At 57.1% G+C, this 25,098-nt stretch carries 24 protein-coding genes; 9 read left to right on the top strand and 15 right to left on the bottom strand.

Features of this window, described 5'->3' with window-relative positions; translation table 11 throughout:
• The first annotated feature begins 1 nt into the window (after position 1).
• Positions 2-619 carry a 4'-phosphopantetheinyl transferase AcpT gene (gene acpT, locus AC3WOK_RS20905; RefSeq protein ID WP_047345704.1) on the top strand — a complete coding sequence of 206 codons (618 nt, stop codon included), beginning with the start codon at positions 2-4 and terminating at the stop codon, positions 617-619.
• On the opposite strand, the gene arnF is transcribed toward acpT, so the two are convergent.
• The 8 genes from arnF to AC3WOK_RS20865 form a co-directional block, all read right to left on the bottom strand.
• Positions 567-956 (bottom strand): 4-amino-4-deoxy-L-arabinose-phosphoundecaprenol flippase subunit ArnF, encoded by a 390-nt coding sequence (gene arnF, locus AC3WOK_RS20900; RefSeq protein ID WP_492355063.1) that lies wholly within the window; start codon positions 954-956, stop codon positions 567-569. The two genes, acpT and arnF, sit on opposite strands and share 53 nt — an antisense overlap.
• Positions 953-1,288 (bottom strand): 4-amino-4-deoxy-L-arabinose-phosphoundecaprenol flippase subunit ArnE, encoded by a 336-nt coding sequence (gene arnE, locus AC3WOK_RS20895; protein ID WP_059311422.1) that lies wholly within the window; start codon positions 1,286-1,288, stop codon positions 953-955. The genes arnF and arnE overlap by 4 nt, the downstream gene beginning before the upstream one ends.
• Positions 1,288-2,943 (bottom strand): lipid IV(A) 4-amino-4-deoxy-L-arabinosyltransferase, encoded by a 1,656-nt coding sequence (gene arnT / locus AC3WOK_RS20890; protein WP_492355062.1) that lies wholly within the window; start codon positions 2,941-2,943, stop codon positions 1,288-1,290. Before arnT ends, arnE begins: the two co-directional genes overlap by 1 nt.
• Positions 2,940-3,842 (bottom strand): 4-deoxy-4-formamido-L-arabinose-phosphoundecaprenol deformylase, encoded by a 903-nt coding sequence (gene arnD, locus AC3WOK_RS20885; protein ID WP_492355061.1) that lies wholly within the window; start codon positions 3,840-3,842, stop codon positions 2,940-2,942. The genes arnT and arnD overlap by 4 nt, the downstream gene beginning before the upstream one ends.
• A complete protein-coding gene (gene arnA / locus AC3WOK_RS20880; RefSeq protein WP_063958024.1) occupies positions 3,839-5,821 on the bottom strand; it encodes a bifunctional UDP-4-amino-4-deoxy-L-arabinose formyltransferase/UDP-glucuronic acid oxidase ArnA in 1,983 nt (660 codons plus the stop codon). The genes arnD and arnA overlap by 4 nt, the downstream gene beginning before the upstream one ends.
• Entirely contained in the window at positions 5,818-6,801 is a 984-nt protein-coding gene (gene arnC / locus AC3WOK_RS20875; protein WP_063428563.1) for an undecaprenyl-phosphate 4-deoxy-4-formamido-L-arabinose transferase, read from the bottom strand. Before arnC ends, arnA begins: the two co-directional genes overlap by 4 nt.
• Position 6,802: 1 nt before the next feature.
• On the bottom strand, positions 6,803-7,942 hold the full coding sequence (arnB, locus tag AC3WOK_RS20870; RefSeq protein ID WP_063428564.1) for a UDP-4-amino-4-deoxy-L-arabinose aminotransferase: 1,140 nt from the start codon (positions 7,940-7,942) through the stop codon (positions 6,803-6,805).
• 323 nt (positions 7,943-8,265) lie between these two features.
• Complete coding sequence (locus AC3WOK_RS20865) at positions 8,266-8,772, bottom strand: phenolic acid decarboxylase (protein ID WP_059311426.1); 507 nt, start codon at positions 8,770-8,772, stop codon at positions 8,266-8,268.
• Between the two features lie 99 nt (positions 8,773-8,871).
• Here AC3WOK_RS20865 and AC3WOK_RS20860 point away from each other — a divergent pair, with 99 nt between their 5' ends.
• Positions 8,872-9,753 (top strand): LysR family transcriptional regulator, encoded by an 882-nt coding sequence (locus tag AC3WOK_RS20860; protein ID WP_492355060.1) that lies wholly within the window; start codon positions 8,872-8,874, stop codon positions 9,751-9,753.
• 32 nt (positions 9,754-9,785) lie between these two features.
• The gene (locus AC3WOK_RS20855) at positions 9,786-10,580 is read left to right on the top strand and encodes an SDR family NAD(P)-dependent oxidoreductase (protein ID WP_045403298.1); all 795 of its coding nucleotides are present in this window, start codon (positions 9,786-9,788) and stop codon (positions 10,578-10,580) included.
• 4 nt (positions 10,581-10,584) lie between these two features.
• On the opposite strand, the gene AC3WOK_RS20850 is transcribed toward AC3WOK_RS20855, so the two are convergent.
• On the bottom strand, positions 10,585-11,112 hold the full coding sequence (locus tag AC3WOK_RS20850) for an NlpC/P60 family protein (RefSeq protein WP_063958020.1): 528 nt from the start codon (positions 11,110-11,112) through the stop codon (positions 10,585-10,587).
• A 239-nt stretch (positions 11,113-11,351) separates the two neighbouring features.
• Between AC3WOK_RS20850 and AC3WOK_RS20845 the strand changes: the two genes are divergently transcribed.
• Complete coding sequence (locus tag AC3WOK_RS20845; protein WP_074164600.1) at positions 11,352-12,011, top strand: HAD family hydrolase; 660 nt, start codon at positions 11,352-11,354, stop codon at positions 12,009-12,011.
• A gap of 83 nt (positions 12,012-12,094) precedes the next feature.
• On the opposite strand, the gene AC3WOK_RS20840 is transcribed toward AC3WOK_RS20845, so the two are convergent.
• The 3 genes from AC3WOK_RS20840 to AC3WOK_RS20830 form a co-directional block, all read right to left on the bottom strand.
• Positions 12,095-13,120: a TerC/Alx family metal homeostasis membrane protein gene (locus AC3WOK_RS20840; protein ID WP_492355059.1), complete on the bottom strand. Its 1,026-nt coding sequence runs from the start codon at positions 13,118-13,120 to the stop codon at positions 12,095-12,097.
• Between the two features lie 169 nt (positions 13,121-13,289).
• Positions 13,290-13,688: a potassium channel family protein gene (locus AC3WOK_RS20835; RefSeq protein ID WP_047345691.1), complete on the bottom strand. Its 399-nt coding sequence runs from the start codon at positions 13,686-13,688 to the stop codon at positions 13,290-13,292.
• Positions 13,689-13,797: 109 nt separating this feature from the next.
• Positions 13,798-14,991: a BaiN/RdsA family NAD(P)/FAD-dependent oxidoreductase gene (locus AC3WOK_RS20830; protein WP_059311458.1), complete on the bottom strand. Its 1,194-nt coding sequence runs from the start codon at positions 14,989-14,991 to the stop codon at positions 13,798-13,800.
• A 228-nt stretch (positions 14,992-15,219) separates the two neighbouring features.
• Here AC3WOK_RS20830 and pitA point away from each other — a divergent pair, with 228 nt between their 5' ends.
• Positions 15,220-16,719 carry an inorganic phosphate transporter PitA gene (pitA, locus tag AC3WOK_RS20825; RefSeq protein WP_047345686.1) on the top strand — a complete coding sequence of 500 codons (1,500 nt, stop codon included), beginning with the start codon at positions 15,220-15,222 and terminating at the stop codon, positions 16,717-16,719.
• Between the two features lie 54 nt (positions 16,720-16,773).
• On the opposite strand, the gene uspB is transcribed toward pitA, so the two are convergent.
• Positions 16,774-17,109, bottom strand: a complete 336-nt coding sequence (uspB, locus tag AC3WOK_RS20820; RefSeq protein WP_003861224.1) for a universal stress protein UspB — start codon at positions 17,107-17,109, stop codon at positions 16,774-16,776.
• A gap of 283 nt (positions 17,110-17,392) precedes the next feature.
• On the opposite strand from uspB, the gene uspA reads away from it, so the two are divergent.
• The gene (gene uspA, locus AC3WOK_RS20815; RefSeq protein WP_003861223.1) at positions 17,393-17,830 is read left to right on the top strand and encodes a universal stress protein UspA; all 438 of its coding nucleotides are present in this window, start codon (positions 17,393-17,395) and stop codon (positions 17,828-17,830) included.
• Positions 17,831-17,927: 97 nt separating this feature from the next.
• Here uspA and rsmJ read toward each other — a convergent pair whose 3' ends face one another.
• The gene (rsmJ, locus tag AC3WOK_RS20810) at positions 17,928-18,680 is read right to left on the bottom strand and encodes a 16S rRNA (guanine(1516)-N(2))-methyltransferase RsmJ (protein WP_059311430.1); all 753 of its coding nucleotides are present in this window, start codon (positions 18,678-18,680) and stop codon (positions 17,928-17,930) included.
• Between the two features lie 7 nt (positions 18,681-18,687).
• The gene (prlC, locus tag AC3WOK_RS20805) at positions 18,688-20,730 is read right to left on the bottom strand and encodes an oligopeptidase A (protein WP_064673676.1); all 2,043 of its coding nucleotides are present in this window, start codon (positions 20,728-20,730) and stop codon (positions 18,688-18,690) included.
• Between the two features lie 177 nt (positions 20,731-20,907).
• Between prlC and AC3WOK_RS20800 the strand changes: the two genes are divergently transcribed.
• From AC3WOK_RS20800 to AC3WOK_RS20790, 3 genes are all read left to right on the top strand, one after another.
• Positions 20,908-21,750, top strand: coding sequence for a 23S rRNA (adenine(2030)-N(6))-methyltransferase RlmJ (locus AC3WOK_RS20800; protein WP_047345682.1), 843 nt, complete (start codon positions 20,908-20,910; stop codon positions 21,748-21,750).
• 71 nt (positions 21,751-21,821) lie between these two features.
• Entirely contained in the window at positions 21,822-23,174 is a 1,353-nt protein-coding gene (gene gorA / locus AC3WOK_RS20795) for a glutathione-disulfide reductase (RefSeq protein WP_063958017.1), read from the top strand.
• A 182-nt stretch (positions 23,175-23,356) separates the two neighbouring features.
• The gene (locus AC3WOK_RS20790) at positions 23,357-25,006 is read left to right on the top strand and encodes an alpha,alpha-trehalase (RefSeq protein WP_059311434.1); all 1,650 of its coding nucleotides are present in this window, start codon (positions 23,357-23,359) and stop codon (positions 25,004-25,006) included.
• Positions 25,007-25,098 lie beyond the last annotated feature (92 nt).

Raw genomic sequence — 25,098 nt, 5'->3', positions numbered from 1 at the left:
TATGTACCAGTTTGTACTGGGAAAAATCTCCACCCTTTGCGCGGACCCGCTGGCGTCAACGCTCGCAGACAGAGCACCTCAGGGTGCCCGACGTGCCTCCTGGCTGGCAGGCAGGACGCTGCTCGCCAGAACGTTATCCCCTCTCCCGCTCCCCGACATCATCTACGGCGAGCAAGGAAAACCGGCCTTTGCGAAGGGGGATCCGCTGTGGTTTAACCTGAGCCACAGCGGTGACGATATCGCCTTACTGATGAGCGATGAAGGCGAAGTCGGTTGCGATATTGAAGTGATTCGGCCCCGGCAAAACTGGCAGGCGCTGGCCAATGCCGTCTTCAGCATGACAGAGCACGATGAGCTGGAGCGAGCTGCCCCGGAGGAACAGCTTTCCGCGTTCTGGCGGATCTGGACACGGAAAGAGGCGATTGTGAAGCAGCGTGGCGGCAGTGCCTGGCAGATTGTCAGCATTGATAGCACGGCGCAGACACACGCGGTCAGCCAGTTACAGGTAGGCTCGCTGAGCCTGGCGGTCTGTACGTCGACCCCTTATACCCTGACCACCGAGTCGATTATTCACTTTGGGACGTTCGGGGCAGAAAAATCACCAGCACACCCAGAATAATAAACCCGACGCCCACCAGCCCGTGCCAGGAGAAGCGCTCCCCCCAGCCTGGCAGCAGGATCGCGGCGCCCCACACCAGAATATAGCTGAGGCTCAGCAGGGCGTACGCTTTGCTGAGCGCCATTCGATGCAGCGCCAGATACCAGCAGCCCATCGAGGCCACGTACCCTATCAACCCCAGCAGCAGCGCGCCGGTTCCGTACGAGAAGTGCCACAGTGCAGAGATAAACACCGGGATATCGTTTACGGACGGCAGAGCCTGCATGGCGCTTCGCAGCAGCAGCTGCGCGGCGCTGACTAACAGCACGCTGCATAAAGCCCAGAACGCTCCTTTCACAGACTCCCTCCCAGCACAATAATCCCAATGATGATAAACCCAACCCCCAGCCAGTGATGCGGCGCGACGTTCTCACGCCAGAATGCCTTCGCCGCCAGCGTCACCCAGACAAAATTGAGGCTCAGCATAGGATAGGCAATGCCAACGGGCAGGCGTTGCAGCACCACCAGCCAGACCAGCATCCCGCTGCCCAACGACAGCAGTGCGAGTCCAAGCCACAGCGCGATATGCGCGCCACGCCGCCCGGCTTTGGCCGGACGGGTGGCTTGCTTCTGGCACAGTTGCCCCGCGCAGCTCAGCAGGCTTGCCAGTATCAGCCAGATCCAGGTCATCACTTCGGCAGATACTGCAGGTAGGCCAGACGACCCTGGATATACAGGCTGTCCGGTTCAGGCAGATTCGCCCGCGAAAGGTCATCGCGTTTTGACAGCAGGATAACCAGCGATACGCGTCCCTGCTGACGATGCTCCGCCAGCCACTGCGCGAAGTCATCTTTACCGACAAAACGATCTTTCACGTCGGGATAATCCAGCCCGTAGCGCAGTTCGCCACTCTGACCAAACAGCGTGATGTCACTACGCTTCAGCTCCCACGCCAGGCCAGCGGCCAGGCCAACGTTATTGGCCAGCACAAATCGGCTGTCCTGAAGCAGCTCGCGCACGGTATCGACCAGCGACTGCGGCTGTTTGGAATCCACCACCAGGTTAGGAATGGCAAAGCCTATCAGCAGCGCCAGGCCCGCAGGACACAAGGCAGCCAGCCACCAGCGCTGCTGGCTCTGCCTGAACGTAAACCAGCCTACCGCGGCCCAGATGAGGAACGCCACCACCGCACAGAAGACTTTATACAGTTCCACCGACGTCCAGACCGGGTGCTTAGACAGCCCCCACGGCGAGACCACCAGCGCCGCTATCACGCCGATAACGCCAAACGCCAGGTTAATTCCGCCGTTAATGCGCAACGCTCTGGCGCCTTTTTCCGCCGCGAGGCAGGCATAGCGCGCCATCAGGATAGCCAGCGGGGCAAAGCACGGCAGGATATAGGTCGGCAGCTTGCCTTTGGCGATGCTGAAGAACAGCAGCGGCATCACCACCCACCCCAGCAGGTAGAACCCGCCACCGGCGTTTTGCCTGTCATTCCAGCCGAGACGAAACGCGCCGGGCAGCAGCGCCAGCCACGGCAGGCTGCCCGCAATCAGGAACGGCAGGTAATACCAGAACGGTGCTTTATGCTGCGCGTCGCTCTGGGCAAAACGCTGAATATGCTCAACCCAGAAGAAGTAACGCCAGAAGTCAGGCTCACGCTGCGCAATGGCCAGCGCCCACGGCAGGACAATCAGCACGCAGCTCAGGATCGCAAGCCAGCCAAATATCAGCACCTCTTTCCAGCGCTTCTGGGCAATCACCCATGGCAGCACGCCAATCACCGGTACCGCCAGCGCCAGGAAGCCTTTGGTCATCACCCCCATCCCGCACGCCAGCCCAAGCAGCACATAGCCACCCGCTTTTCCGGCAACGGTTTGGGCCTGTGAGGCCAGCCAGAAGCTGCACATCGCCGCCACCAGCCACAGGGTGATGATGGGATCCAGCACCGCATAGGTCCCAATGCCATACACCAGGAACAGGGTCAGGAAGATAAGGCCGGAGAAAATGGCCGTCCGCTTATCCCGCCAGAGACGCCAGGCCATCCAGATAACCAGCAGCGCCGTTAACCCGGTACAGAATATGGACCCGGCGCGCACGGCAAGGTTCGTATGGCCAAACAGGAGTTGCCCGATACTGTTGATCCAGTAGCCGGCAATCGGTTTTTCAAAGTAACGCAGCCCCATAAAATGCGGGACCACCCAGTCTCCGGATGCCAGCATTTCGCGACTGATTTCCGCATAGCGCGTTTCATCAGGCTGCCACAGCAGGCGGATATCGACGGGAATAAGGTAGTAAACGATAAACAGTGCGAGAAGCGCTAAGCCATAACGGGCTGTTTTCATGGGGCCGAACTCACGGTTTGTTGATAGCCAAGCCAGCCTTCCCGGCCAGCCAGTTCATTACGTACCACCTTGCCCACGGGCAGGGTGCTGAGGTCGTCTGGCAGCAGCTCGCTCAACGGGCAGAATTCAATGCCATCCTGAGCGGCCATCGTCAGCAGCGCATCGAAATCGTGCTGATACGCAATTCCTTCCACCTCTGCATGGATGGTATAGACCGGCGTACCGGCGTCACGATGGATGCAGTCCAGAATATAGCGATTGAAACCCTCAGCGTTCACCTCGCGCCCGACGACTTCATCCCAGGTAGGAAGCGTGACCGGAATTTGCACCGTACCGTAGCGATTGTCCCCTAAAAGCGGCAAAAAGGGCCCGGTTCCGCGACAATCGCTGTTGTAGCGAAAGGCGAACGCTTCTTTGGCTTTCACGACGCGTTGATCCGCACGCCATCCTGCCACGGCGGAGCAGCGCACGGGCTGGCCGGTAATGGCCTCCAGCTCCAGCATCCCGCGCTCGACCTCACGGGACAGGCGCGGGATGTCCCAGACGCCAGCCCAGGCCTGCCAGGCATGGTGATCCCAGGCATGCAGGCCAATCTCGTGGTGCTGCGCCGCCTCACGGATAACGGCCTCATTACCCGCGCCGATGCGCCTGCCGGGCCATGCGGTGCCGGCCAGCAAAATATCCCAGCCGTAGAGGGATGCTGCGCGCGAGCGCAGCATTTTGAACAGAAACGCCGGTTTAACCAGACGCCATAAATGGCGTCCCATGTTGTCAGGCCCCACGCTGAAGAAAATGCTGGAACGCACACCGTGCTTGCTCAGCAGTTCCAGCAGTTTGGGTACGCCGTCACGCGTTCCCCTGAAGGTATCGACATCAATGCGTAAACCGACTTTTCTCATGAGGCCTGATCCGAGAGCTCCACGGTGCGCAGGAAGAAATCGAGCGTTTCATCGATGGTCTGCTCCATCTTCACCGTCGGCGTCCAGTTCAGGCAGCGCTTCGCATTGCGAATGCTTGGCTTACGGTGCTCAACGTCCTGATACCCTTTGCCGTAGTAGCTGCTGCTTTCCACTTCGCGGAAACCGGCAAACGGCGGGAACTTATCGCGCAGCGGATGGCGCTCAAAGCTGGCCAGCAGCATCTCTGCCAGCTCGCGAATGCTCGCTTCGTTTTCCGGGTTACCGATGTTGATGATTTCACCGTTGCAGCGGTTATCTTTGTTTTCGATGATGCGGAACAGGGCTTCGATACCATCGCTGATATCCGTAAAGCAGCGTTTCTGCTTACCGCCTTCGATAAGCTTAATAGGAGAGCCTTCAACCAGGTTCAGGATCAGCTGGGTGATTGCGCGGGAGCTACCGATACGCGCCGCGTTCAGGTTATCCAGACGAGGGCCCATCCAGTTGAACGGACGGAACAGGGTAAAGCGCAGACCTTCTTTCTCGCCGTAGGCCCAAATCACGCGGTCCAGCAGCTGCTTGGAAACCGAGTAAATCCAGCGCTGTTTGTTGATCGGCCCGACCACCAGGTTGGAGGTGTCTTCATCGAAGTTTTTATCGGTACACATGCCGTACACTTCAGAGGTGGACGGGAAGATGATGCGCTTGTCGTATTTCACGCAGTCGCGAATGATCTTCAGGTTCTCTTCGAAGTCCAGCTCGAACACGCGCAGCGGGTTACGGGTGTACTCGATTGGCGTCGCAATGGCGACCAGCGGCAGCACCACGTCACATTTTTTAATGTGGTACTCGATCCATTCAGAGTGGATGCTGATGTCCCCTTCCACAAAGTGGAAACGCGGGTTGTCGAGGAAACGGCTGATGGCATCCGCGCCGATATCCAGGCCATAGATTTCGTAGTTATCGTCTTTGAGCAGGCGTTCGGTCAGGTGGTTACCGATAAAGCCGTTCACGCCGAGGATCAGCACGCGGGTGCGGCGTTTGATAGCAACCACCGGCGCGCTGGTGATCAGCGCCCCTGCTACCAGACCCAGAGACTGCGCCAGCTGGGTACCCTGAACGTACAGGCCGTTGTCGGTTTGCCCGGTGACGATCTCCAGCGCCTGCTCGCCGCAGCTCACAATCAGCGGAGAGACAGAGACGACGGTGCCCGGTTTAGCGGCCGGGATGTCATCACGCACGCGAGATTTCCAGACGATAAATTTGCTGACGCCCGCAAAGCTGTATGCGCCTGGCCACGGATCGGTCACGGCACGCACCAGGTTGTGCAGCTGGCGAGCCGGCTTGTTCCAGTCCAGACGGCCATCTTCCGGCGTGCGGCGGCCAAAGCAGCTTGCCTTGCTCTCATCCTGCGCGGTTTCGCTGAAGGTGCCGCTGAGGATGGAGGGAAGCGCATCACGCAGCAGCGTCTGCGCCGTCGCATTCAGCTTTTGATGCAGCTGCAGCGCGGTTTCGTCTGCATCAATAGCGATCTTCTGCTGTGCCACGATAGCGCCCGCATCCGCGCGGCGCACCATGCGGTGCAGCGTCACGCCCGTTTCCGCTTCACCGTTTACCAGCACCCAGTTCAGCGGGGCGCGGCCACGGTAGGCAGGCAGCAGAGAGCCATGAAGATTAAAGGCCCCTTTTGCGGCCAGACCTAAGATCTCGTCGGACAGCAGGTTGCGATAGTAGAACGAGAAAATCATATCCGGCGCGAGCGCGCGGATGCGCTCCACCCACAGCGGGTGGTTGACGTCGTCCGGCGCATACACCGGAATCCCGCGCTCGGCGGCGATACGCGCCACGGAGCCGAAAAAGTTATTTTCTCCGGCCGCGTCCGGATGGGTAAAGATTGCAGCAATATCATAGCCCGCTTCCAGCAGGGCCAGTGTGCCCGTGCACCCCATATCGTGATACGCAAATACGACAGCTTTCATGGGTGAATTTCCTCTTGAGATGCTTTGTGTTCCTGACGGACAACACGTTGAATAAAGTAGCGCGGACGCGCGCGAACATCGTTATAAATTCGGCCAATGTATTCACCGAGGAGCCCCATCCCGACAAACTGGGCGCCGATGAACATAAACAGCACGGCAAACAGCATAAAGACCCCTTCCGCCGCCCACTGCGGGCCAAAGACCAGTCGCAGCACGACCAGCAGAACGGACAGCGCAAACCCGGCCAAGGCGATGATGCTGCCGAAAACGCTCAGCAGACGCAGCGGCGTGGTGGTCAGGCAGGTGATGAGGTCGTACATCAGGTTGATGAGACGCATAAAGCTGTACTTCGACTCCCCGTGCTCGCGCTCGGCGTGCAGAACCGGAATTTCCGTTGCCTTACGGGCAAAGGTGTTGGCGAGGATCGGAATAAAGGTGCTGCGTTCATGGCAGTGAAGCATGGCGTCGATAATATGGCGGCGGTAGGCGCGCAGCATGCAGCCGTAATCGCCCATCGCTTTACCGGTTGTGCGCTGGATAAGACGGTTAATGGTCCGCGAGGCCAGCTTACGGAACAGACTGTCCTGGCGGTTTTGACGCACCGTGCCGACCACGTCGTAGCCTTCATCAGCTTTAGCAACCAGGCGCGGGATCTCTTCCGGCGGGTTTTGCAGGTCAGCGTCCAGAGTGATGACCAAATCGCCCGTGACGTGGCTAAACCCCGCCATAATCGCCGAGTGTTGGCCGTAGTTACGGTTGAGCAGCACCGCAACAATATGGCTGCCTTCAGCCTGTGCGGCTTCGGTCAGCATCAGCGCGGAATTATCGCTGCTGCCGTCATCCACCAGCAGAATTTCGTAAGCCTTGCCCATCGTGTCGCAGGCGGCCGTTGTGCGGCGGATCAGTTCGGGCAGGCTCTCCTGCTCGTTATAAACCGGGATGACCACGGAAACTTTTTGTACGGGCGGTGCACTGAACATATCAATGTCCTGCAAGCTGATGGAGTGCGGTAATGACGCGGGTTGTGTCGTCATGAGTCATATCCGGGAAAAGAGGGAGAGAACAAATACGCGCGCTATTCCATTCAGAATTCGGGAGCGATACATCAGGAAAACGCTCGCGGTAGTATTTTTGCGTGTGGGCCGCGCGGAAATGGAGGCCGGTGCCGATGCCTTTCTCTTTCAGGGCCGCCATCAGGCTGTCGCGGGAAATTCCGCAGCGCGCTTCATCCACGCGAATAATAAACAGGTGCCAGGCGTGAACGTGCGGCCATGACGGAATAGTCAGCGGCTGGAACGGCGTATCGGCAAGCTCTCGCAGGTAGCGTTCAGCAATGTCCTGGCGGCGCTTGTTGGCCTCTTTCAGTTTGCCCAACTGCACCAGCGCAAGCGCGGCATTGATATCCGCCAGGTTGTATTTATAGCCCGGCGCGATCACTTCCGCCTGCGGCGCACGACCGAGCGTCTGGCGGTCATAGGCATCCACGCCCAGACCGTGGAATTTCAGACTGCGGATCCGCGCAGCAAGCTCGGCATTATCCGTAACCACTAAGCCGCCTTCTGCGCAGGTCATATTTTTAATGGCGTGGAAGGAGAAAATCGCCGTCCCTTTCCAGCCCACATGACGGTTCTTGTAATACGTTCCGGCGGCATGGGCCGCATCTTCAATTACCGGAATACCGTGACGTTCACCGATGGCATGGATAGCGTCAATTTCACACGGCGCGCCGGCGTAATGAACGGGAATAATGGCTTTGGTACGTGGAGTAATAGCGGCTTCAACGGCTTGTGGCGTCACCATCAACGTATCTTTATCCACATCAATCATGACCGGCGTTGCGCCCAGCAAAACGATCATATTTAGCGTGGAGACCCAGGTTTGCGAGGGAGTAATGACTTCATCGCCCGGGCCAATATCCAGCGCCATCAGCGTAACGTGCATTCCCGCAGTGGCTGAACAGACGGCAATCGCGTGTTGATTCCCGGTAAGTTGACAGAATGCCTCTTCAAGTTCCTGATTCTTAGGCCCCGTGGTGATCCAGCCCGACATCAAAACGTCCTGAATGGCCGCAATTTCCTCAGCGCCCATCGACGGTCGCGAAAAAGGCAGAAAATCACTCATTATTAATTTCCTTGCAATAAAAATGGCACGTTTTTGATATTAACCAAATGCCAGCCCGTTTATTTCAACGAACCATAAACTCGTCTCAAAGTAGCTTTCTTTTCTTAGGAAAAAATTAAGACAACATTTACAACGTTATAAAACAACTAGCAGATAGTTTAAAAACAACAAGTTAAATAAATATGAATTTTTTTTAATGTGATCATCTGCAACATTTTGAAATGAATTGATTTAAACCAACCATAAACAAACAAAAAAAATCCCGGCTATTCCAAAATAGTATGGAATAGCCGGGAACTTTTCTTTTTAGTTAATTGTCGCGCTTATTTTAAGTTATCTGGAAAGTTTTTTGGTAACTCGCTGGCCGCGCAGGCGATGACGCTTTCATTATTTGCACCGCAGTCGCGTACAAAGGTGATTGTCGCAAATTCATCAATGACCTCCGTTGGATACGCGGGGCCTGCATCGCGATAGCTGTTCATCAGCGGAATGTGGTCGTTCTGGAAGCAGACTGTTTTTTCCGGGTTGTTCATGACCCAACGCGGGAAGAAGATGGTGCCGTGGAACAGTTTGTCGCCCAGGTTCACGATCAGGCTGACGTCGGTACCGGTTGGCTCGGTCCAGGAAATTTTATAGATGCTTTCCCCTACCCGCACGATGTAAGCCTGCTGATCTTTCACCCAACGGTTGGCCACAAGACCGCTGTGAATACGGTAATCAAGCGTGGTCTCATTTTTTACATAAATCTCGTAATTCCAGCCGTTATCGTAGGTATAAACAAGGTGTTTACCAATAAAGCCGCTTAAGTCGTGTTTGTCGAAGGTGTTCATAAAATGTCTCCTTTGTTTTGATGAGACGATCGTACCCCTTCAAAAAATGAATGAATAACGCTATGTTTTAATCAAATCCATCCAAATTTTAGATAAATTATGCATAAGACGACTCTCGAACAATGGTCTTTACTGGCGAAAGTGGTTGAGGCGGGCAGCTTCGCCAAAGCCGCGGAAGAGACCCACCGCAGCCAGTCCTCGGTCAGCTATAACCTGTCGCTGCTGCAGGAGCGGCTCGGCGTGGCGCTGCTGGTACCGGAGGGGCGACGAGCAGTATTAACGCCCGCCGGGGAGCTCCTTCTCAACCAGGTTAAACCGCTGCTGAAGGCGTTTTCATACGTCGAGACGCGCGCCGGGACCCTTCGCAACGGGATGCGCACGCGGCTGGATCTGGTGGTAGACACGGTTTTCCCGCGTCGACGCCTGTTTGCCATTCTGCGTCAGTTCCAGCAGCGGTATCCGCAAACCCAGGTGCGTCTCACCGAAGTGTTGGAAACGTCCCGCGCCGATGCCATTAATGACGAAGCCGATGTGATGGTCTTAACCCGCCGCCAGGACGTGACCGGCCTCGGCGAATGGCTGATGAATATCGACTTTGTTGCCGTGGCGCATCACCAGCATCCCCTCTTTCAGCTCGACGCGCCGCTTAACGACGACATGCTGCGCCCGTGGCCGCTCATCCAGATTGCGGACAACCAGACGGCCGCGCGCGCGGCCGGCGAGTCGTGGACGTTTTCCACCATCGATGCCGCCATTGAAGCCGTCGTCTCTCAGGTCGGGTATGGCTGGCTGCCGGAGGAACGCATCCAGCCCCTGCTGGATCAAGGCGTGCTGAAGCGGCTGCCGCTGAGCCACGGTGCGCGCAGGGCAACGCCGCTTCACCTCATCGTTAAGCGCTCCCTCGCCCCGCTGGATGAGCAGGTAGAGGCGCTGTTGCGGCTTTTTAGCCAGGAGCCCTCATCCTCACCTGCTACGCTTTAAGGTCCGAGCGTTAAAACGATAAGGAGCAGATGATGAAAATCGACTTTGCGGGAAAAGTGGCGCTGGTAACCGCCTCAACCGGCGGGATCGGCTTCGCCATTGCCAGAGGTCTGGCAGAGAGCGGTGCGGAAGTGATCGTCAATGGCCGCAGCACGGAATCGGTGAATAAGGGCATTCAACAGCTCCAGCAGGTGGTGCCCGGCGTGCAGGTGCGTGCCGCGATTGCCGATCTCAGCACGGCCGAAGGGGTCGAGTCGCTTCTGAAGGTTGCGAATAATGTCGATATCCTGGTCAACAACGCCGGGATTTACGGCCCGCAGGATTTCTATGCCACCGACGATGAAACCTGGGAACGTTACTGGCAGACCAACGTCATGTCCGGCGTGCGCCTCTCCCGCGCCCTGCTGCCGGGCATGGTGCAGAAAGGCTGGGGACGCGTGGTGTTTATCTCCTCCGAGTCGGCCTGCAATATCCCGGCGGATATGATCCACTACGGCGTGACCAAAACGGCGCAGCTCTCGCTGGCGCGCGGGCTGGCGAAGTTCGTGGCGGGAAGCGGGGTGACGGTCAACAGCGTATTGCCGGGGCCAACGATGTCTGACGGTTTCGCGGAAATGATGAAGGATGAAATCGAAAAAACCGGCAAATCGCTGGAGCAGCTGGCGAAAGAGTTTGTGATGGCCAACCGCCCCAGTTCGGTTATCCAGCGCGCGGCTACGGTTGAAGAGGTGGCCAATATGGTGATTTATGTCTGTTCGACCCAGGCCTCCGCCACCTCGGGCGCGGCGTTGCGCGTCGATGGCGGCGTCGTGGATGACATCATCTGATCCGTCAGGCTGCAGCGCCTGCTATGCGGCGGGCGGTGATGAAGTGTTCCTGCCAGTAGCTGTCAGTCAGGGTTGAAACCGTTACGCCCTGGCTGCTTGAGGCATGAATAAACTGGCTATCACCAATATAAACGCCGACGTGCTTGCGGTGCGGACCGGTCTGGAAGAAGACCAGGTCTCCGGGCCTCAGGCGGTATTGTGCCACCTGCACACCGCGATGGATCTGCTCGCTCGTCGTGCGCGGTAAATCAAGGTGCGCCGCATCGCTGAACAGATGCTGCATGAGGGCGGAACAGTCCACCCCACGTTGCGTGGTTCCGCCCCACTGGTACTGGGTTCCCTTCCATTTCTGGTATTGGTCAAGAATTCGGGAGCGTAGCGGCCCCGTTTCCTGGTGCACCAGCGCAGTCTTCGCCGGGGATACCGCCAGCTCGCTGTTCATCGATAACATCGACGCAGGCAGTTGAAAACTTAATGCAGAGAACGAAGCAAAACTTAACGTGAGGAGTGAAATAAGCGATCTGAACGTCATATCAAAAGAGAGTCTGTGAGTGAATTTATCCTTACCTGTGAGGGACAATGGGCCCTCTAAATATCTTGCGATGTGGCGATAATATAGACAGTTCATTTCTTCACCAATCTTTATCGGGACCAAAAATGGACTCACGTTGAGATCGCAAGATCGAGAAAAAAATGGTTGTGATGTAAGGACTGTCCAGGTAAAGCAGGTAAACTGATCCACAGAATGTGTATTTCAGCTAAGACGTATTTATGACCAACATGATTGCCGACGAGACGGTGGCGAAATCCAACGTGCTCTCTGTCTTTGACTTTGACGGGACATTAACCCACCACGACAGCTTTATTCCTTTCCTGCGTTTTGCCTTTGGTAAACGTTACTTCGCGGGTCGTCTGGTGCGTATGGCGCTGCCCACGCTCCACTGCGTGCGTCGCAAGCTGACGCGCGATGAGCTGAAGGAAGTGCTGATTAAAACGTTCCTGACGGGCGTGGATGAACACTGGCTACGCCAGCAGGCAGAGGCGTTTTGCGAAAAATACTGGAGCAAACTAATGCGTCCGGAGGGCGTGATGGCCGTCGCCGCAGAGGTGAATTCCGGTGCGGAAGTGACCATCTGTTCCGCGTCTCCGGCGCTGGTGCTCCAGCCGTGGGCCGACAAGCTGGGCATTAAGCTGATTGGCACGCAGCTGGAAGTGAAAGACGGCAAGCTGACGGGGCGCATTACGGGCAATAACTGCCGCTGCGCCCAGAAAGTGGCAAGACTGGAAAAGGTGTATGGCGATCTGAACGCCTATCATCTGCGCGCCTGGGGCGACACCCGCGGCGACCACGAGCTGCTGGCAGCTGCGCAGGATCCACACTGGCGGCATTTCCATCACCCGCGCAAGCGCCGGAATTCACCCATCAAGTAGCCTTTTGCCGGGTGGCGGCTGCGCCTTACCGGGCCTACATTCGAACCGTAGGCCCGGTAAGCGAAGCGCCACCGGGCGGTACATCAAGCCTCATGTTTCCCCGGGAACATCACGCTCGCAATAATCCCCAGCGCCAGCACGCCGAGCACGACAAACAGGCTTGCCGTGGCGCCAATGTTGTAACCGTGATGCCAGAAGTGATCGGTGGCATTTAGTCCCAGCTTGAACGCCACGAAGAACAGCAGCAGCACGACGGCTTTTTCGAGGTGCACCAGATACTGCTTCAGCGCTTCCAGAACAAAGTAGAGCGTACGCAGGCCGAGAATGGCGAACATCATGGCGCTGTAGATAATCAGCGGCTCGCGGCTCACGGCAATAATGGCCGGTACGGAGTCAAACGCGAACATCACATCAGAGAGCTCGACGACGGCCACGCAAAGCAGCAGCGGCGTCGCATAGCGCTTCGCCTTCTTAACGCGTCCCACCGTCACGTCCTGGTTTTCCGGTTTTTCGAGCTCCGCATCCACCTCTTTCTGCGTCAGAATAAAGGCATTGCTGCTAATTTTCGGCCAGACAGGATAGAAGCGTTTCACCAGGCGATAAGCGAGATGGCCCGAGTAGTCTTCCACTTCGTCACTCTCTTCGTTGCGTTTGAGCATCATCACCGCCGTCCAGCCGACGACCAGCGCGAAGATCACTTCTACGTAAGGCCCCAGACTCAACAGGCTTGTACCAATCGCCACAAAGATGCCGCGGAACACTATCGCACCCAGCACGCCCCAGTAGAGCACGCGGTGGCGATACTTATCCGGCACGCCGAACCAGGCAAAAATCGCCATCATCACAAACAGGTTATCGACGGAAAGCACCTCTTCCAGCGCGTAGCCGGTGAGGAACAGGCTCGCCATCTCTGCGCCGTGGTGAACATACAGGAACCCGGCGAACGCCATCGCCATCATGACCCAAAAGAGGGACCACATCGCGGCGCTTTTCAGCGAGATCGGTTTATCGTGACGATGCATAAAGAGGTCGATAAACATCGCCCCAACGGCCATCACGACAAAGACAACAACGGTTTCAGTCGGGAAACCGAGATGAGCAGCAGACATACAAAACCCTTTTGGCAGACAAAACACAACACCATGCAAACTGGCGTAAACCAGGAACAGAAAAGGGTGGACTGTTAATCAGCCTTTTCACCCTCAAAGCCGCAGCCCTGTCGGCTGCGTAAAGAGGAGTGTACTTTACCTTACCAGGCGGGGATCGCGCATCTGCCGTTTAGGCGCTCATGCCACGCAAACGCTGCAGCACCGCCACCAGAACCGCCACAGACCAGCCGACCATCAACGCGCCCACCAGCCCTTCCACCCCGCCGATAAGCCGCCAGTGTTGGGGTAACGTGACATCGCCGTATCCCACCGTGGCGTAACTGACCAGCGAAAAGTAGAAACTGGTGTTCCAGTCCTTAAACGCGTCAATGACAAAATAAAACGCAGCAAACAGCCCTGCCTCAAGAAGATGGGCGAAGATCATGGAGATAACGATGCCGACATTACGTAAAACAATACGAACCGCAGAATCGACTTCTAACGTAATGAATTTCAATACCCCGAACATCCACAGCGAATGAATCACCACGGTAAGGGTAAGCAAAATAATAATACTGAGTAGCTGCATGACGCGTGCTCTGACCAAAAGGGATATGGCCCCACGAACGCGGCGGGGCACCTGGTCGAAGCTTAGTTGAGTGGAGAGGAAAAGTTGGTGCAATAATTGCGTTGCGTGATTATTTCTCTGCCAGCGCCTGTGCGCAGGCCCAGGCGCTTGCCCATGCCCACTGGAAGTTGTACCCGCCGAGCCAGCCGGTAACGTCCATCACTTCGCCAATAAAATAGAGCCCCGGCACGTTGCGGGCTTCCATGGTGCGGGAAGAGAGTTCATGCGTATCCACCCCACCCAGCGTCACTTCCGCCGTGCGGTAGCCTTCGGTGCCGTTTGGCTGCACGCGCCAGTTTGTCAGCGTCTCGACCAGCGTCTCCTGCTCGCGGCTGTTAAGCTGCTTGAGCGACACATCCGGGATCTGCCCCAGCGCCTGCAAACATTCCACCAGACGTTTCGGCAGCTGCATTGCCAGCGTGTTTTTCAGGCTTTGATTAGGGTGCGCGGCGCGCTGCTCGTTGAGAAACGCGTCCAGATCGCAATCGGGGAGCAGGTTAACCGTAACAAACTCCCCCGGCTGCCAGTAGCTGGAAATTTGCAGTACCGCCGGGCCGGAGAGGCCGCGATGGGTAAAGAGCAGGTTTTCGCGGAACACCGTACCGTCTTCAGCGGTAATGACTGACGGAACAGACACCCCGGAAAGCGTCTGGAGCTGTTCCAGCAGCGGTTTATGCAGCGTAAACGGCACCAGACCGGCGCGGGTCGGCAGAACCTTCAGGCCAAACTGTTCGGCAATCTTATAGCCGAACGGGGAAGCGCCCAGCCCCGGCATGGAAAGCCCGCCGCTGGCGATCACCAGGTTATCGGCACTGACACTTTCACCGTTGAGCTGCAGCGTGTAGCCCTGCTCGTCGCGCGTGACCTCCAGCACCTCCGTGCGCAGGCGCATCACCACACCGCCCTTTTCGCACTCGGCCACCAGCATATCGACAATCTGCTGCGCGGAGTCGTCGCAGAACAGCTGGCCCAGCGTCTTCTCATGCCACGCGATGCCGTGCTTACCAACAAGATCGATAAAATCCCACTGGGTGTAACGCGCCAGCGCCGATTTGCAAAAATGACGGTTCTGGCTCAGATAGGCCGCAGGCTCAACATACAGGTTAGTAAAGTTGCAGCGCCCGCCGCCGGACATCAGGATCTTACGACCTGGCTTTTTACCGTTATCCAGCAACAGCACACGACGACCCGCCTGTCCGGCCATCGCCGCACAAAACATACCCGCCGCACCGGCGCCAATTACCACGGCATCAAACCTTTCCACGTCAAAATCCTCTTTGTTAACTGCCGCGGATTGTAAAGTTTCCTCTGTGGTCACACCAGCGTAAAAAGATATTACAAAGCCATTCCATTGAAATTTAAAGAATAACCTTTCAGGCACTTTTCCCAAATCAGGTGGTATGTCAAAAAAAGTCTATATTTCACTTTGCCCGCCGTGCATTTGTCCTGGATAATGCGCCGCGTTCATGTCCTCAAAATGGCGTAACGTCCTATGCTACATTTGTTTGCCGGCCTGGATTTACATACCGGGCTTTTATTATTGCTTGCTCTGGTTTTTGTACTGTTTTACGAAGCGATCAACGGCTTCCACGACACTGCAAACGCAGTAGCAACGGTTATTTACACCCGCGCAATGCGATCGCAACTTGCGGTTGTTATGGCGGCGGTATTTAACTTTTTTGGTGTCCTCCTGGGCGGACTGAGCGTTGCGTATGCCATCGTGCATATGCTGCCAACGGATCTGCTGCTTAACGTTAGTTCTGGCCATGGCCTCGCTATGGTGTTCTCAATGCTGCTTGCTGCAATTATCTGGAACCTCGGTACCTGGTATTTCGGCCTGCCTGCATCCAGTTCTCACACTCTCATCGGCGCGATTATCGGTATCGGGTTAACAAACGCCCTGATGACCGGTACATCGGTTGTTGATGCGTTAAATATCCCGAAAGTACTGGGGATCTTTGCCTCACTCATCGTCTCCCCTATTGTGGGTCTGGTGGTGGCTGGCGGGCTGATCTTCATCCTGCGTCGTTACTGGAGCAACACCAAAAAACGCTCCCGTATTCACCTGACGCCAGCAGAGCGTGAAAAGAAAGACGGCAAGAAAAAGCCGCCATTCTGGACGCGTATTGCTCTGATCATTTCCGCTATCGGCGTGGCTTTCTCACACGGCGCGAACGATGGTCAGAAAGGCATTGGTCTGGTGATGCTGGTACTGATTGGCGTCGCACCGGCAGGATTCGTGGTCAACATGAATGCCTCTGGCTACGAAATCACCCGTACCCGTGATGCGGTGAACAACGTCGAAACCTACTTCCAGCAGCATCCCGAACTGCTGAAGAAGGCGACCGGCGTTGACCAGTTAATCCCTTCTCCGGAAGCGGGTGCCACGACTGCACCAGGCGAGTTCCACTGCCATCCGGCAAACGCAATTAACGCGCTGGAACGTGCGAAAGGCATGCTGGGCAATATCGAAAGCTATGACAAACTGTCCGTTGAGCAGCGTGGCCAGCTGCGTCGCATTATGCTGTGCATCTCTGATGTGACGGATAAAGTGGCGAAACTGCCTGACGTGAATGCTGACGACCAGCGTCTCCTGAAGAAACTGAAAGGCGATATGCTCAACACCATTGAGTACGCGCCAATCTGGATCATCATGGCCGTCGCGCTGGCGCTGGGTATCGGTACGATGATTGGCTGGCGTCGCGTGGCGACCACCATCGGCGAGAAGATCGGTAAGAAAGGCATGACCTATGCGCAGGGTATGTCCGCGCAGATGACGGCGGCGGTGTCTATCGGTCTGGCAAGCTATACCGGTATGCCGGTCTCAACGACCCACGTACTCTCCTCGTCCGTGGCAGGTACCATGATTGTTGACGGTGGCGGCCTGCAGCGCAAAACCGTGACCAACATTCTGATGGCCTGGGTGTTCACCCTTCCGGCATCCATTCTGCTCTCTGGCGGTTTGTACTGGATCTCGCTGAAGCTGATCTAACCGGCTGAGTGCGACAAAAAAGCGGGTCAGGAAACTGACCCGCTTTTTTTATACTCAGTGCCAAATCATCAATGCAATCATACTGACCACGACCAGCCCGCACAGGGCGCTGGTCAAAATGAACTGACGACGCAGGCGCTCGCAACGACGGATAAACTCTTCATCGTGATGATCGCGGTAGCGCTGGTAGTAGATGTATCCCACCAGGCGCATCTGTTTGCTGGGCTGTCCATGCGAGGTGAAGAAACCTCCACCGTCCACATACTGATAAAGCAACGGATCGCAACCACGAAGTACCACTAACAGCGCACGTAACGATGAGAAGTAGCGCGCCATATTCACTATGCAAACTACGCATAACGCCCAAAACAATGCGACGGTGCTAATCATACATCCTCCCCGGCGTCCGCCCATGAAGCAAGGCTCCTGAGCTACCGCACCCCAATGCCCTGACAGACAGTTCAGTGAAAGAATGACTAAAAGTCGATCCGGTTCGCGTTTTAATATCCGAACGGCTCATTAAATAGTGTAGGAGATCCGTTAATTTTTTTGCCACAAGGTTAATCGTTATCAACACCAAAGCTTGAAAAATATGTTTAACTGGGCCGTAATGAATGTATCAGACGACGGCATTCGCATTTAGTCATCGATAACTTAAGGAAGGAGTAACACTATGGCTTACAAACACATTCTCATCGCGGTAGACCTCTCCCCGGAGAGCAAAGTGCTGGTTGATAAAGCGGTATCCATGGCACGCCCCTACAACGCGAAAGTTTCGCTGATCCACGTTGATGTGAATTACTCCGACCTCTATACCGGTCTGATCGACGTGAATCTTGGCGATATGCAGAAACGCATCTCCGAAGAGACGCACCACGCCCTGAGCGAGCTGTCCACCAACGCGGGTTACCCTATCACCGAAACCCTGAGCGGCAGCGGTGACCTGGGTCAGGTACTTGTGGATGCGATTAAGAAATACGATATGGATCTGGTGGTTTGCGGTCACCATCAGGACTTCTGGAGCAAGCTGATGTCTTCAGCGCGCCAGCTGATTAACACCGTTCACGTGGATATGCTGATTGTTCCACTGCGTGATGAAGAAGACGAGTAAGTGCATTAAATGCCCCTCACCCTAACCCTCTCCCATAGGGAGAGGGAATAGATCGAGAACGTAGGCCGGGTAAGGCGAAGCCTCCACCCGGCTTTTTTTATTCCGGCGTACCCGAATAAATATCAAACCGGTGCCCTTTGGTGGTCACCGCATTGGTCGTGGCAACGTCCGCCAGCGGCGGCGCATAGTCAGGGCGCTTCACCACCACCCGCTTTGTCGCGAGCTGACGAGCCGGCTCGAGCAGGCCGTCTGCATCTAAATCCGGCCCCACCAGCGACTGAAACACCCGCATCTCTTTTTTCACCAGTGCGCTTTTCTGCTTATGCGGAAACATCGGGTCGAGATAGACCACCTGCGGGCGCGGGGTGATATCGGTCAGCGCCGTCAGGCTGGAGGCGTGGATCAGCTGCAATCGCTCCTGCAGCCACGGGCCGATTTCCGGGTCCGCGTAGCCACGGGTCAGGCCATCATCGAGCAGTGCAGCCACCACCGGGTTGCGCTCCAGCATCCGCACGCGGCAGCCGACAGACGCCAGCACAAACGCATCGCGCCCCAGCCCCGCCGTGGCGTCCACCACGTCCGGAAGATAGCTCCCTTTGATGCCGACTGCTTTGGCTACAGCCTCACCGCGACCGCCGCCGAACTTGCGCCGGTGCGCCATGGCGCCGCCGACAAAATCGACAAAAATCCCGCCGAGCTTCGGTTCGTCGCGCTTGCGTAATTCGAGATGCGCTGTAGTCATCACCAGCGCCATCGGGTTTTCTTCATCGTGCTCCAGCCCCCAGCGGGCCGCCAGAACAGATAAGGCGCCGTCTCCGGCGCCTGTTTCATCTACTAAGCAGATCTTCACGTAACAATCAGCCTTTGATCCCGTAATGCTCAAGCATCGCATCCAGCTGAGGCTCGCGGCCGCGGAAGCGTTTGAACAGCACCATTGGCTCTTCAGAACCGCCTCGGGTCAGGATGTTGTCGAGGAACGACTGGCCGGTTTCGCGGTTGAAGATCCCCTCCTCTTCGAAGCGAGAGAAAGCGTCTGCCGCCAGCACGTCGGCCCACAGATAGCTGTAGTAACCCGCCGCATAGCCGCCTGCGAAAATGTGGCTGAAGGCATGCGGGAAGCGGCCCCAGGTTGGCCCTGGGATCACGGCGACCTGCTTTTTAATCTCGGCCAGGGTTTCAAGGATTTTCGCCCCCTGCTCCGGGCTAAACTCGGCGTGCAGGCGGAAGTCAAACAGGCCGAACTCCAGCTGACGCAGGATAAACATCGCCGCCTGGTAGTTCTTGGCCGCCAGCATTTTATCGAGCAGCTCTTTCGGCAGCGGTTCGCCGGTTTCATAGTGACCGGAGATAAACGCCAGCGCGTCCGGCTCCCAGCACCAGTTTTCCATAAACTGGCTCGGCAGCTCGACCGCATCCCACGGCACGCCGCTGATGCCGGCCACGCCTGCAGTTTCGATGCGGGTCAGCATATGGTGCAGACCGTGACCGAACTCGTGGAACAGGGTGATCACTTCGTCGTGGGTAAACAGCGCAGGCTTGCCGCTCACCGGGCGGTTGAAGTTACAGGTCAGGTAAGCAACCGGCTTTTGCAAAGATCCATCGGCTTTACGCATCTGGCCGACGCAGTCATCCATCCACGCCCCGCCGCGCTTGTTCTCACGGGCGTAGAGATCGAGGTAGAAGCTGCCGCGCAGTTCGTTTTTCTCGTCATACAGCTCGAAGAAGCGCACGTCCGGGTGCCAGACGTCGATATCGGTACGCTCTTTCGCGGTGATGCCATAGATGCGTTTTACCACTTCAAACAGGCCGTTAACGGCTTTGTTTTCCGGGAAGTACGGGCGCAGCTGCTCGTCGCTGATGCTGTAGAGGTGCTGCTTCTGTTTTTCGCTGTAGTAGGCGATATCCCATGGCTGCAGCTCGTCTACGCCGAACTCCGCTTTCGCGAAGGCGCGCAGCTGGGCCAGCTCTTTTTCACCCTGCGGACGGGCGCGTTTCGCGAGATCCGTCAGGAAGTCGAGCACCTGCTGCGGGTTTTCCGCCATTTTGGTGGCGAGAGATTTGTCGGCGTAGTTTTCAAAGCCCAGCAGCTGCGCCAGCTCGTGGCGCAGGGCGAGGATTTCCGCCATCACCGGGCTGTTGTCCCACTTACCGGCATTCGGCCCCTGATCGGAAGCGCGGGTGCTGTACGCGCGGTACATCTCTTCGCGCAGGGCCTGGTTGTCGCAGTAGGTCATCACCGGCAGGTAGCTTGGGATATCCAGCGTTAACAGGAAGCCTTCCTGCTCTTTCGCTTCGGCCTGCGCTTTTGCCGCCGCCAGCGCGCTTTCGGGCATACCTGCCAGCTCCGCTTCGTCGGTAATCAGCTTCGTCCAGCCCATGGTGGCGTCGAGCACGTTGTTACTGTACTGGTTGCCCAGTTCGGACAGGCGCGCGGCAATTTCACCGTAGCGGGTCTGCTTCTCTTTTGGCAGGCCAATCCCGGAAAGCTCGAAATCACGCAGGGCGTTATCGACGGATTTTTTCTGCGCGGTGTTCAGTTCGGCATAGTGGTCGCCGTCGCGCAGGTCGCGATACGCCTTGTAGAGCCCTTCGTGCTGGCCGACCCAGGTGCTGTACTCAGAGAGCAGCGGCAGGGTCTGTTCGTAGGCTTCGCGCAGTTCCGGGCTGTTTTTTACCGAATTCAGGTGGCTCACCGGGGAGAAGATACGCCCCAGAACGTCATCCACTTCGGCCAGCGGCTGACACAGATTTTCCCAGGTGTACGGCGCGCCCTGCGCGACCACGCTTTCTACCGCCGCGCGGCAGTTGTCCAGCGATTGCGTAACGGCTGGAACCACATGCTCAGGGAGGATTTTAGAAAACGGTGGCAACGAAAAAGGCGTCAGTAATGGATTGGTCATAAACGCTGTCCTGTTGAATTTGATGAATGAAGCGCGCATCCGGCGCTGTGCATATTGTTCAGTAATGGGGTTAAGTGTAGAGGATTTCAATAGCCCCGCTTACCGGGCCTGCGGGTAATCTGCGCCGTTCTGCTGTAAACTGTGGCAAATCGTCATTTCAGCGGAAAATCATTACCCATGCTCAGTTATCGCCACAGCTTCCACGCAGGCAACCACGCCGACGTCCTTAAACACACCGTTCAGAGCCTGATCATCGAATCGCTCAAAGAGAAAGAGAAGCCGTTTCTCTATCTGGACACCCACGCGGGCGCGGGCCGTTATCAGCTGAGCGGCGAGCATGCCGAGCGCACCGGTGAATACCTTGAAGGGATCGCCCGCATCTGGCAGCAGGACGACCTGCCTGCGGAGCTGGAGCCCTATATCGGCGTGGTGAACCACTTCAACCGCAACGGTCAGCTGCGCTACTACCCGGGATCACCGCTGATTGCACGCCAGCTGCTGCGCGAGCAGGACAGCCTCCAGCTGACCGAGCTGCACCCGAGCGATTTCCCGCTGCTGCGTTCCGAATTCCAGAAAGACGGCCGCGCCCGCGTGGAAAAAGCCGACGGCTACCAGCAGCTGAAAGCCAAGCTGCCGCCGGTTTCACGCCGTGGGCTGGTGCTGATCGACCCGCCGTACGAAATCAAAACCGACTATCAGGCGGTGGTGACCGGCATCCACGAAGGCTACAAGCGCTTCGCCACCGGGACATACGCCCTGTGGTATCCGGTGGTCCTGCGCGCGCAAATCAAACGTATGATCAAAGACCTGGAAGCGACCGGCATCCGCAAAATCCTGCAGATCGAGCTGGCGGTACGCCCGGACAGCGACCAGCGCGGCATGACCGCCTCGGGCATGATCGTCATCAACCCGCCGTGGAAGCTTGAAGCGCAGATGAACAACGTGCTGCCGTGGCTGCATAAAAAGCTGGTGCCAGCCGGCACTGGTCACGCCACCGTCAGTTGGATCGTGCCGGAGTAATCGCAGCCATCGGTGGAAACTATTGATTTCAGGTATACAATCGCGGCAATTCACGATTAAGGATAACAGCTATGACTAAGCATTATGACTACATCGCAATCGGCGGCGGCAGCGGCGGCATCGCCTCCATCAACCGCGCGGCCATGTACGGCCAGAAGTGCGCGCTGATTGAAGCAAAAGCGCTGGGCGGCACCTGCGTGAACGTGGGTTGTGTACCGAAGAAAGTGATGTGGCATGCGGCGCAAATCCGTGAAGCTATCCATATGTATGGCCCGGACTACGGCTTTGACACTACCATCAACCACTTCGACTGGGACAAACTGATCGCCAGCCGTACCGCCTACATCGACCGTATTCACACCTCATACGACAACGTCCTGGGTAAAAATAACGTCGACGTTATCCACGGTTTCGCCCGCTTTGTGGACGCCAAAACGATCGAAGTGAACGGCGAGACAATCACCGCCGATCACATTCTGATCGCCACCGGCGGTCGTCCGAGCCACCCGAACATCCCGGGCGTGGAATACGGCATCGACTCCGACGGCTTCTTTGAACTGCCTGCCCTGCCAAAACGCGTTGCCGTTGTTGGCGCGGGCTACATTGCGGTAGAACTGGCCGGCGTGATTAACGGCCTGGGGGCGGAAGCGCACCTGTTCGTGCGTAAACACGCGCCGCTGCGCAGCTTTGACCCGCTGATCGTCGATACGCTGGTTGAAGTAATGAACGCCGAAGGCCCAACCCTGCACACCCACGCCGTGCCAAAAGCGGTCGTGAAAAATGCAGACGGCAGCCTGACCCTGGAGCTGGAAGATGGCCGCAGCCAGACCGTCGATTGCCTGATCTGGGCGATTGGCCGTGAACCTGCGAACGATAACTTCAACCTCGGCGTGACCGGCGTGAAAACCGACGAAAAAGGCTATATCGTCGTCGATAAATTCCAGAATACCAGCGTACCGGGCATTTATGCGGTCGGCGATAACACCGGTGCGGTTGAGCTGACCCCGGTAGCCGTTGCGGCGGGCCGTCGTCTCTCCGAGCGCCTGTTCAACAACAAGCCGGACGAGCATCTGGATTACAACCTTATCCCGACCGTGGTCTTCAGTCACCCGCCAATCGGCACCGTCGGCTTAACCGAGCCGCAGGCGCGCGAGCAGTATGGCGACGACCAGGTGAAAGTGTATAAATCGGCCTTCACCGCGATGTATACCGCCGTCACCTCTCACCGCCAGCCGTGCCGCATGAAGCTGGTCTGCGTGGGTCCGGACGAGAAAATTGTCGGCATCCACGGCATTGGCTTCGGCATGGACGAGATCCTGCAGGGCTTTGCCGTGGCGCTGAAGATGGGCGCAACGAAGAAAGACTTCGACAACACGGTGGCGATTCACCCGACGGCGGCGGAAGAGTTTGTGACCATGCGTTAATCCTGATGCCCCTCTCTTGAGGGGCATTTTTTTTAACATTCATAAATCGTTGCAAAACGAATGCTCCGAAAATAGTGATCTACCGCACATATCCCTCCCCATCTACCGAAGCGAATGTCTACGCTTATAAGACGCCCGGATAAACCTGTCTTTAGAACGCACAACCGGAGGTCCTTATCACCATGTTCAACCAGAAACTACAGGCTACCGAGAACATCGAGTTCGAGATTGCAGAAGAGCTGCGCTACGAGACCGATCCCTGCGAGTTAAAACTGGATGAGATGATCGAGGCGGAGCCGGAACCGGAAATGATTGAAGGGCTGCCCGCGTCGGATGCGCTGACGCCCGCAGACCGCTATCTTGAACTGTTTGAACACGTGCAGTCGTCGCGGCTGTTTGCGGACAGTAAAACCTTCCCCGACTGCGCGCCGAAGATGGACCCGCTGGACATCCTGATCCGCTATCGCAAGGTCAGACGCCACCGGGATTTCGACCTGCGCCAGTTTGTGGAGAACCACTTCTGGATGCCGGAAACGTACAGCACAGAATATGTCTCCGACCCGGGCCTCTCCCTGAAAGAGCACATTGATAATCTGTGGCCGGTGCTGACGCGCGAGCCGCAGGACCATATTCCCTGGTCTTCTCTGCTGGCGCTGCCCCAGGCCTATATCGTCCCCGGCGGGCGATTCAGCGAGACCTACTACTGGGATTCCTATTTCTCCATGCTGGGTCTGGCGGAGAGCGGGCGCAACGATCTGCTGAAGTGTATGGCGGATAACTTCGCGTGGCTTATCGAGCGCTACGGGCATATCCCCAACGGCAACCGCACCTATTACCTCAGCCGCTCTCAGCCGCCGGTCTTTGCGCTGATGGTGGAGCTGTTTGAGGAGGACGGCGTGCGCGGTGCGAAACGTTATCTTGATCACCTCAAAATGGAGTACGCCTTCTGGATGGATGGTGCGGAGTCGCTGCTGCTTAACCAGGCTTACCGCAGCGCCGTGCGTATGCCGGACGGTTCATTGCTTAACCGCTACTGGGACGACCGAGACACCCCGCGCGACGAATCGTGGATTGAGGACGTGGAAACCGCCCGCCACTCTGGTCGTCCGCCCAATGAGGTGTATCGCGACCTGCGCGCGGGCGCGGCGTCAGGCTGGGATTACTCGTCCCGCTGGCTGCGCGATCCGTCGCGGCTCGCCAGCATCCGCACGACGCAGTTTATCCCCATCGATTTGAACGCCTTCCTGTTCAAGCTGGAAAGCGCCATCGCCAACATCTCGGCGTCGAAAGGGGATAAAGAGACGGCCGACCTGTTCCGCCAGAAAGCCAGCGATCGCCGCGAGGCGGTGAACCGCTATCTGTGGGATGAGGAGAGCGGCTGCTACCGAGATTACGACTGGCGACGCGAAGAGCTGGCCCTGTTTTCTGCCGCCAGCATTGTGCCGCTGTACGTTGGCATGGCGACCCACGAGCAGGCCGAGCGCTTGTCGGATGCGGTCAAAGCGCGGCTGCTGACGCCGGGCGGAATTCTGGCTACCGAATACGAAACCGGCGAGCAGTGGGATAAACCCAACGGCTGGGCGCCGCTGCAGTGGATGGCGATCCAGGGATTCAAGCAGTACGGCAATGACTCGCTGGGGGATGAGATCGCCTGGAGCTGGCTGCATACGGTGAACCATTTTTATAAGACGCACCATAAGCTGATTGAGAAGTACCACATCGCCAGCAGTACGCCGCGCGAAGGGGGCGGGGGTGAGTACCCGCTTCAGGATGGCTTCGGCTGGACCAACGGCGTGGTGCGCCGGCTGATTGGGCTGTATGGGGAGCCTTGATTGGGGTGCGGTCTGATCCCCTCACCCCGGCCCTCTCCCAATGGGAGAGGGAGAAAGATGCAGGCCCTCTCCCAATGGGAGAGGGAGAAGCG

It is taken from the genome of Enterobacter sp. FW301-JW81 (genome assembly GCF_058788735.1).
This window is presented reverse-complemented; position numbering and strand designations above follow the sequence as displayed.

Excerpts from the sequence above, each read along its gene's own strand:
- pitA (WP_047345686.1), top strand. The coding sequence starts at position 15,220 with ATGCTACATTTGTTTGCCGGCCTGGATTTACATACCGGGCTTTTATTA.
- arnE (WP_059311422.1), bottom strand. The coding sequence starts at position 1,288 with ATGACCTGGATCTGGCTGATACTGGCAAGCCTGCTGAGCTGCGCGGGG.
- arnA (WP_063958024.1), bottom strand. The coding sequence starts at position 5,821 with ATGAAAGCTGTCGTATTTGCGTATCACGATATGGGGTGCACGGGCACA.
- AC3WOK_RS20845 (WP_074164600.1), top strand. The coding sequence starts at position 11,352 with ATGACCAACATGATTGCCGACGAGACGGTGGCGAAATCCAACGTGCTC.
- arnD (WP_492355061.1), bottom strand. The coding sequence starts at position 3,842 with ATGAGAAAAGTCGGTTTACGCATTGATGTCGATACCTTCAGGGGAACG.
- AC3WOK_RS20850 (WP_063958020.1), bottom strand. The coding sequence starts at position 11,112 with ATGACGTTCAGATCGCTTATTTCACTCCTCACGTTAAGTTTTGCTTCG.
- acpT (WP_047345704.1), top strand. The coding sequence starts at position 2 with ATGTACCAGTTTGTACTGGGAAAAATCTCCACCCTTTGCGCGGACCCG.
- arnB (WP_063428564.1), bottom strand. The coding sequence starts at position 7,942 with ATGAGTGATTTTCTGCCTTTTTCGCGACCGTCGATGGGCGCTGAGGAA.
- AC3WOK_RS20840 (WP_492355059.1), bottom strand. The coding sequence starts at position 13,120 with ATGTCTGCTGCTCATCTCGGTTTCCCGACTGAAACCGTTGTTGTCTTT.
- AC3WOK_RS20800 (WP_047345682.1), top strand. The coding sequence starts at position 20,908 with ATGCTCAGTTATCGCCACAGCTTCCACGCAGGCAACCACGCCGACGTC.
- AC3WOK_RS20860 (WP_492355060.1), top strand. The coding sequence starts at position 8,872 with ATGCATAAGACGACTCTCGAACAATGGTCTTTACTGGCGAAAGTGGTT.
- AC3WOK_RS20865 (WP_059311426.1), bottom strand. The coding sequence starts at position 8,772 with ATGAACACCTTCGACAAACACGACTTAAGCGGCTTTATTGGTAAACAC.
- prlC (WP_064673676.1), bottom strand. The coding sequence starts at position 20,730 with ATGACCAATCCATTACTGACGCCTTTTTCGTTGCCACCGTTTTCTAAA.
- uspA (WP_003861223.1), top strand. The coding sequence starts at position 17,393 with ATGGCTTACAAACACATTCTCATCGCGGTAGACCTCTCCCCGGAGAGC.
- AC3WOK_RS20790 (WP_059311434.1), top strand. The coding sequence starts at position 23,357 with ATGTTCAACCAGAAACTACAGGCTACCGAGAACATCGAGTTCGAGATT.
- uspB (WP_003861224.1), bottom strand. The coding sequence starts at position 17,109 with ATGATTAGCACCGTCGCATTGTTTTGGGCGTTATGCGTAGTTTGCATA.
- arnC (WP_063428563.1), bottom strand. The coding sequence starts at position 6,801 with ATGTTCAGTGCACCGCCCGTACAAAAAGTTTCCGTGGTCATCCCGGTT.
- gorA (WP_063958017.1), top strand. The coding sequence starts at position 21,822 with ATGACTAAGCATTATGACTACATCGCAATCGGCGGCGGCAGCGGCGGC.
- AC3WOK_RS20855 (WP_045403298.1), top strand. The coding sequence starts at position 9,786 with ATGAAAATCGACTTTGCGGGAAAAGTGGCGCTGGTAACCGCCTCAACC.
- AC3WOK_RS20835 (WP_047345691.1), bottom strand. The coding sequence starts at position 13,688 with ATGCAGCTACTCAGTATTATTATTTTGCTTACCCTTACCGTGGTGATT.
- arnT (WP_492355062.1), bottom strand. The coding sequence starts at position 2,943 with ATGAAAACAGCCCGTTATGGCTTAGCGCTTCTCGCACTGTTTATCGTT.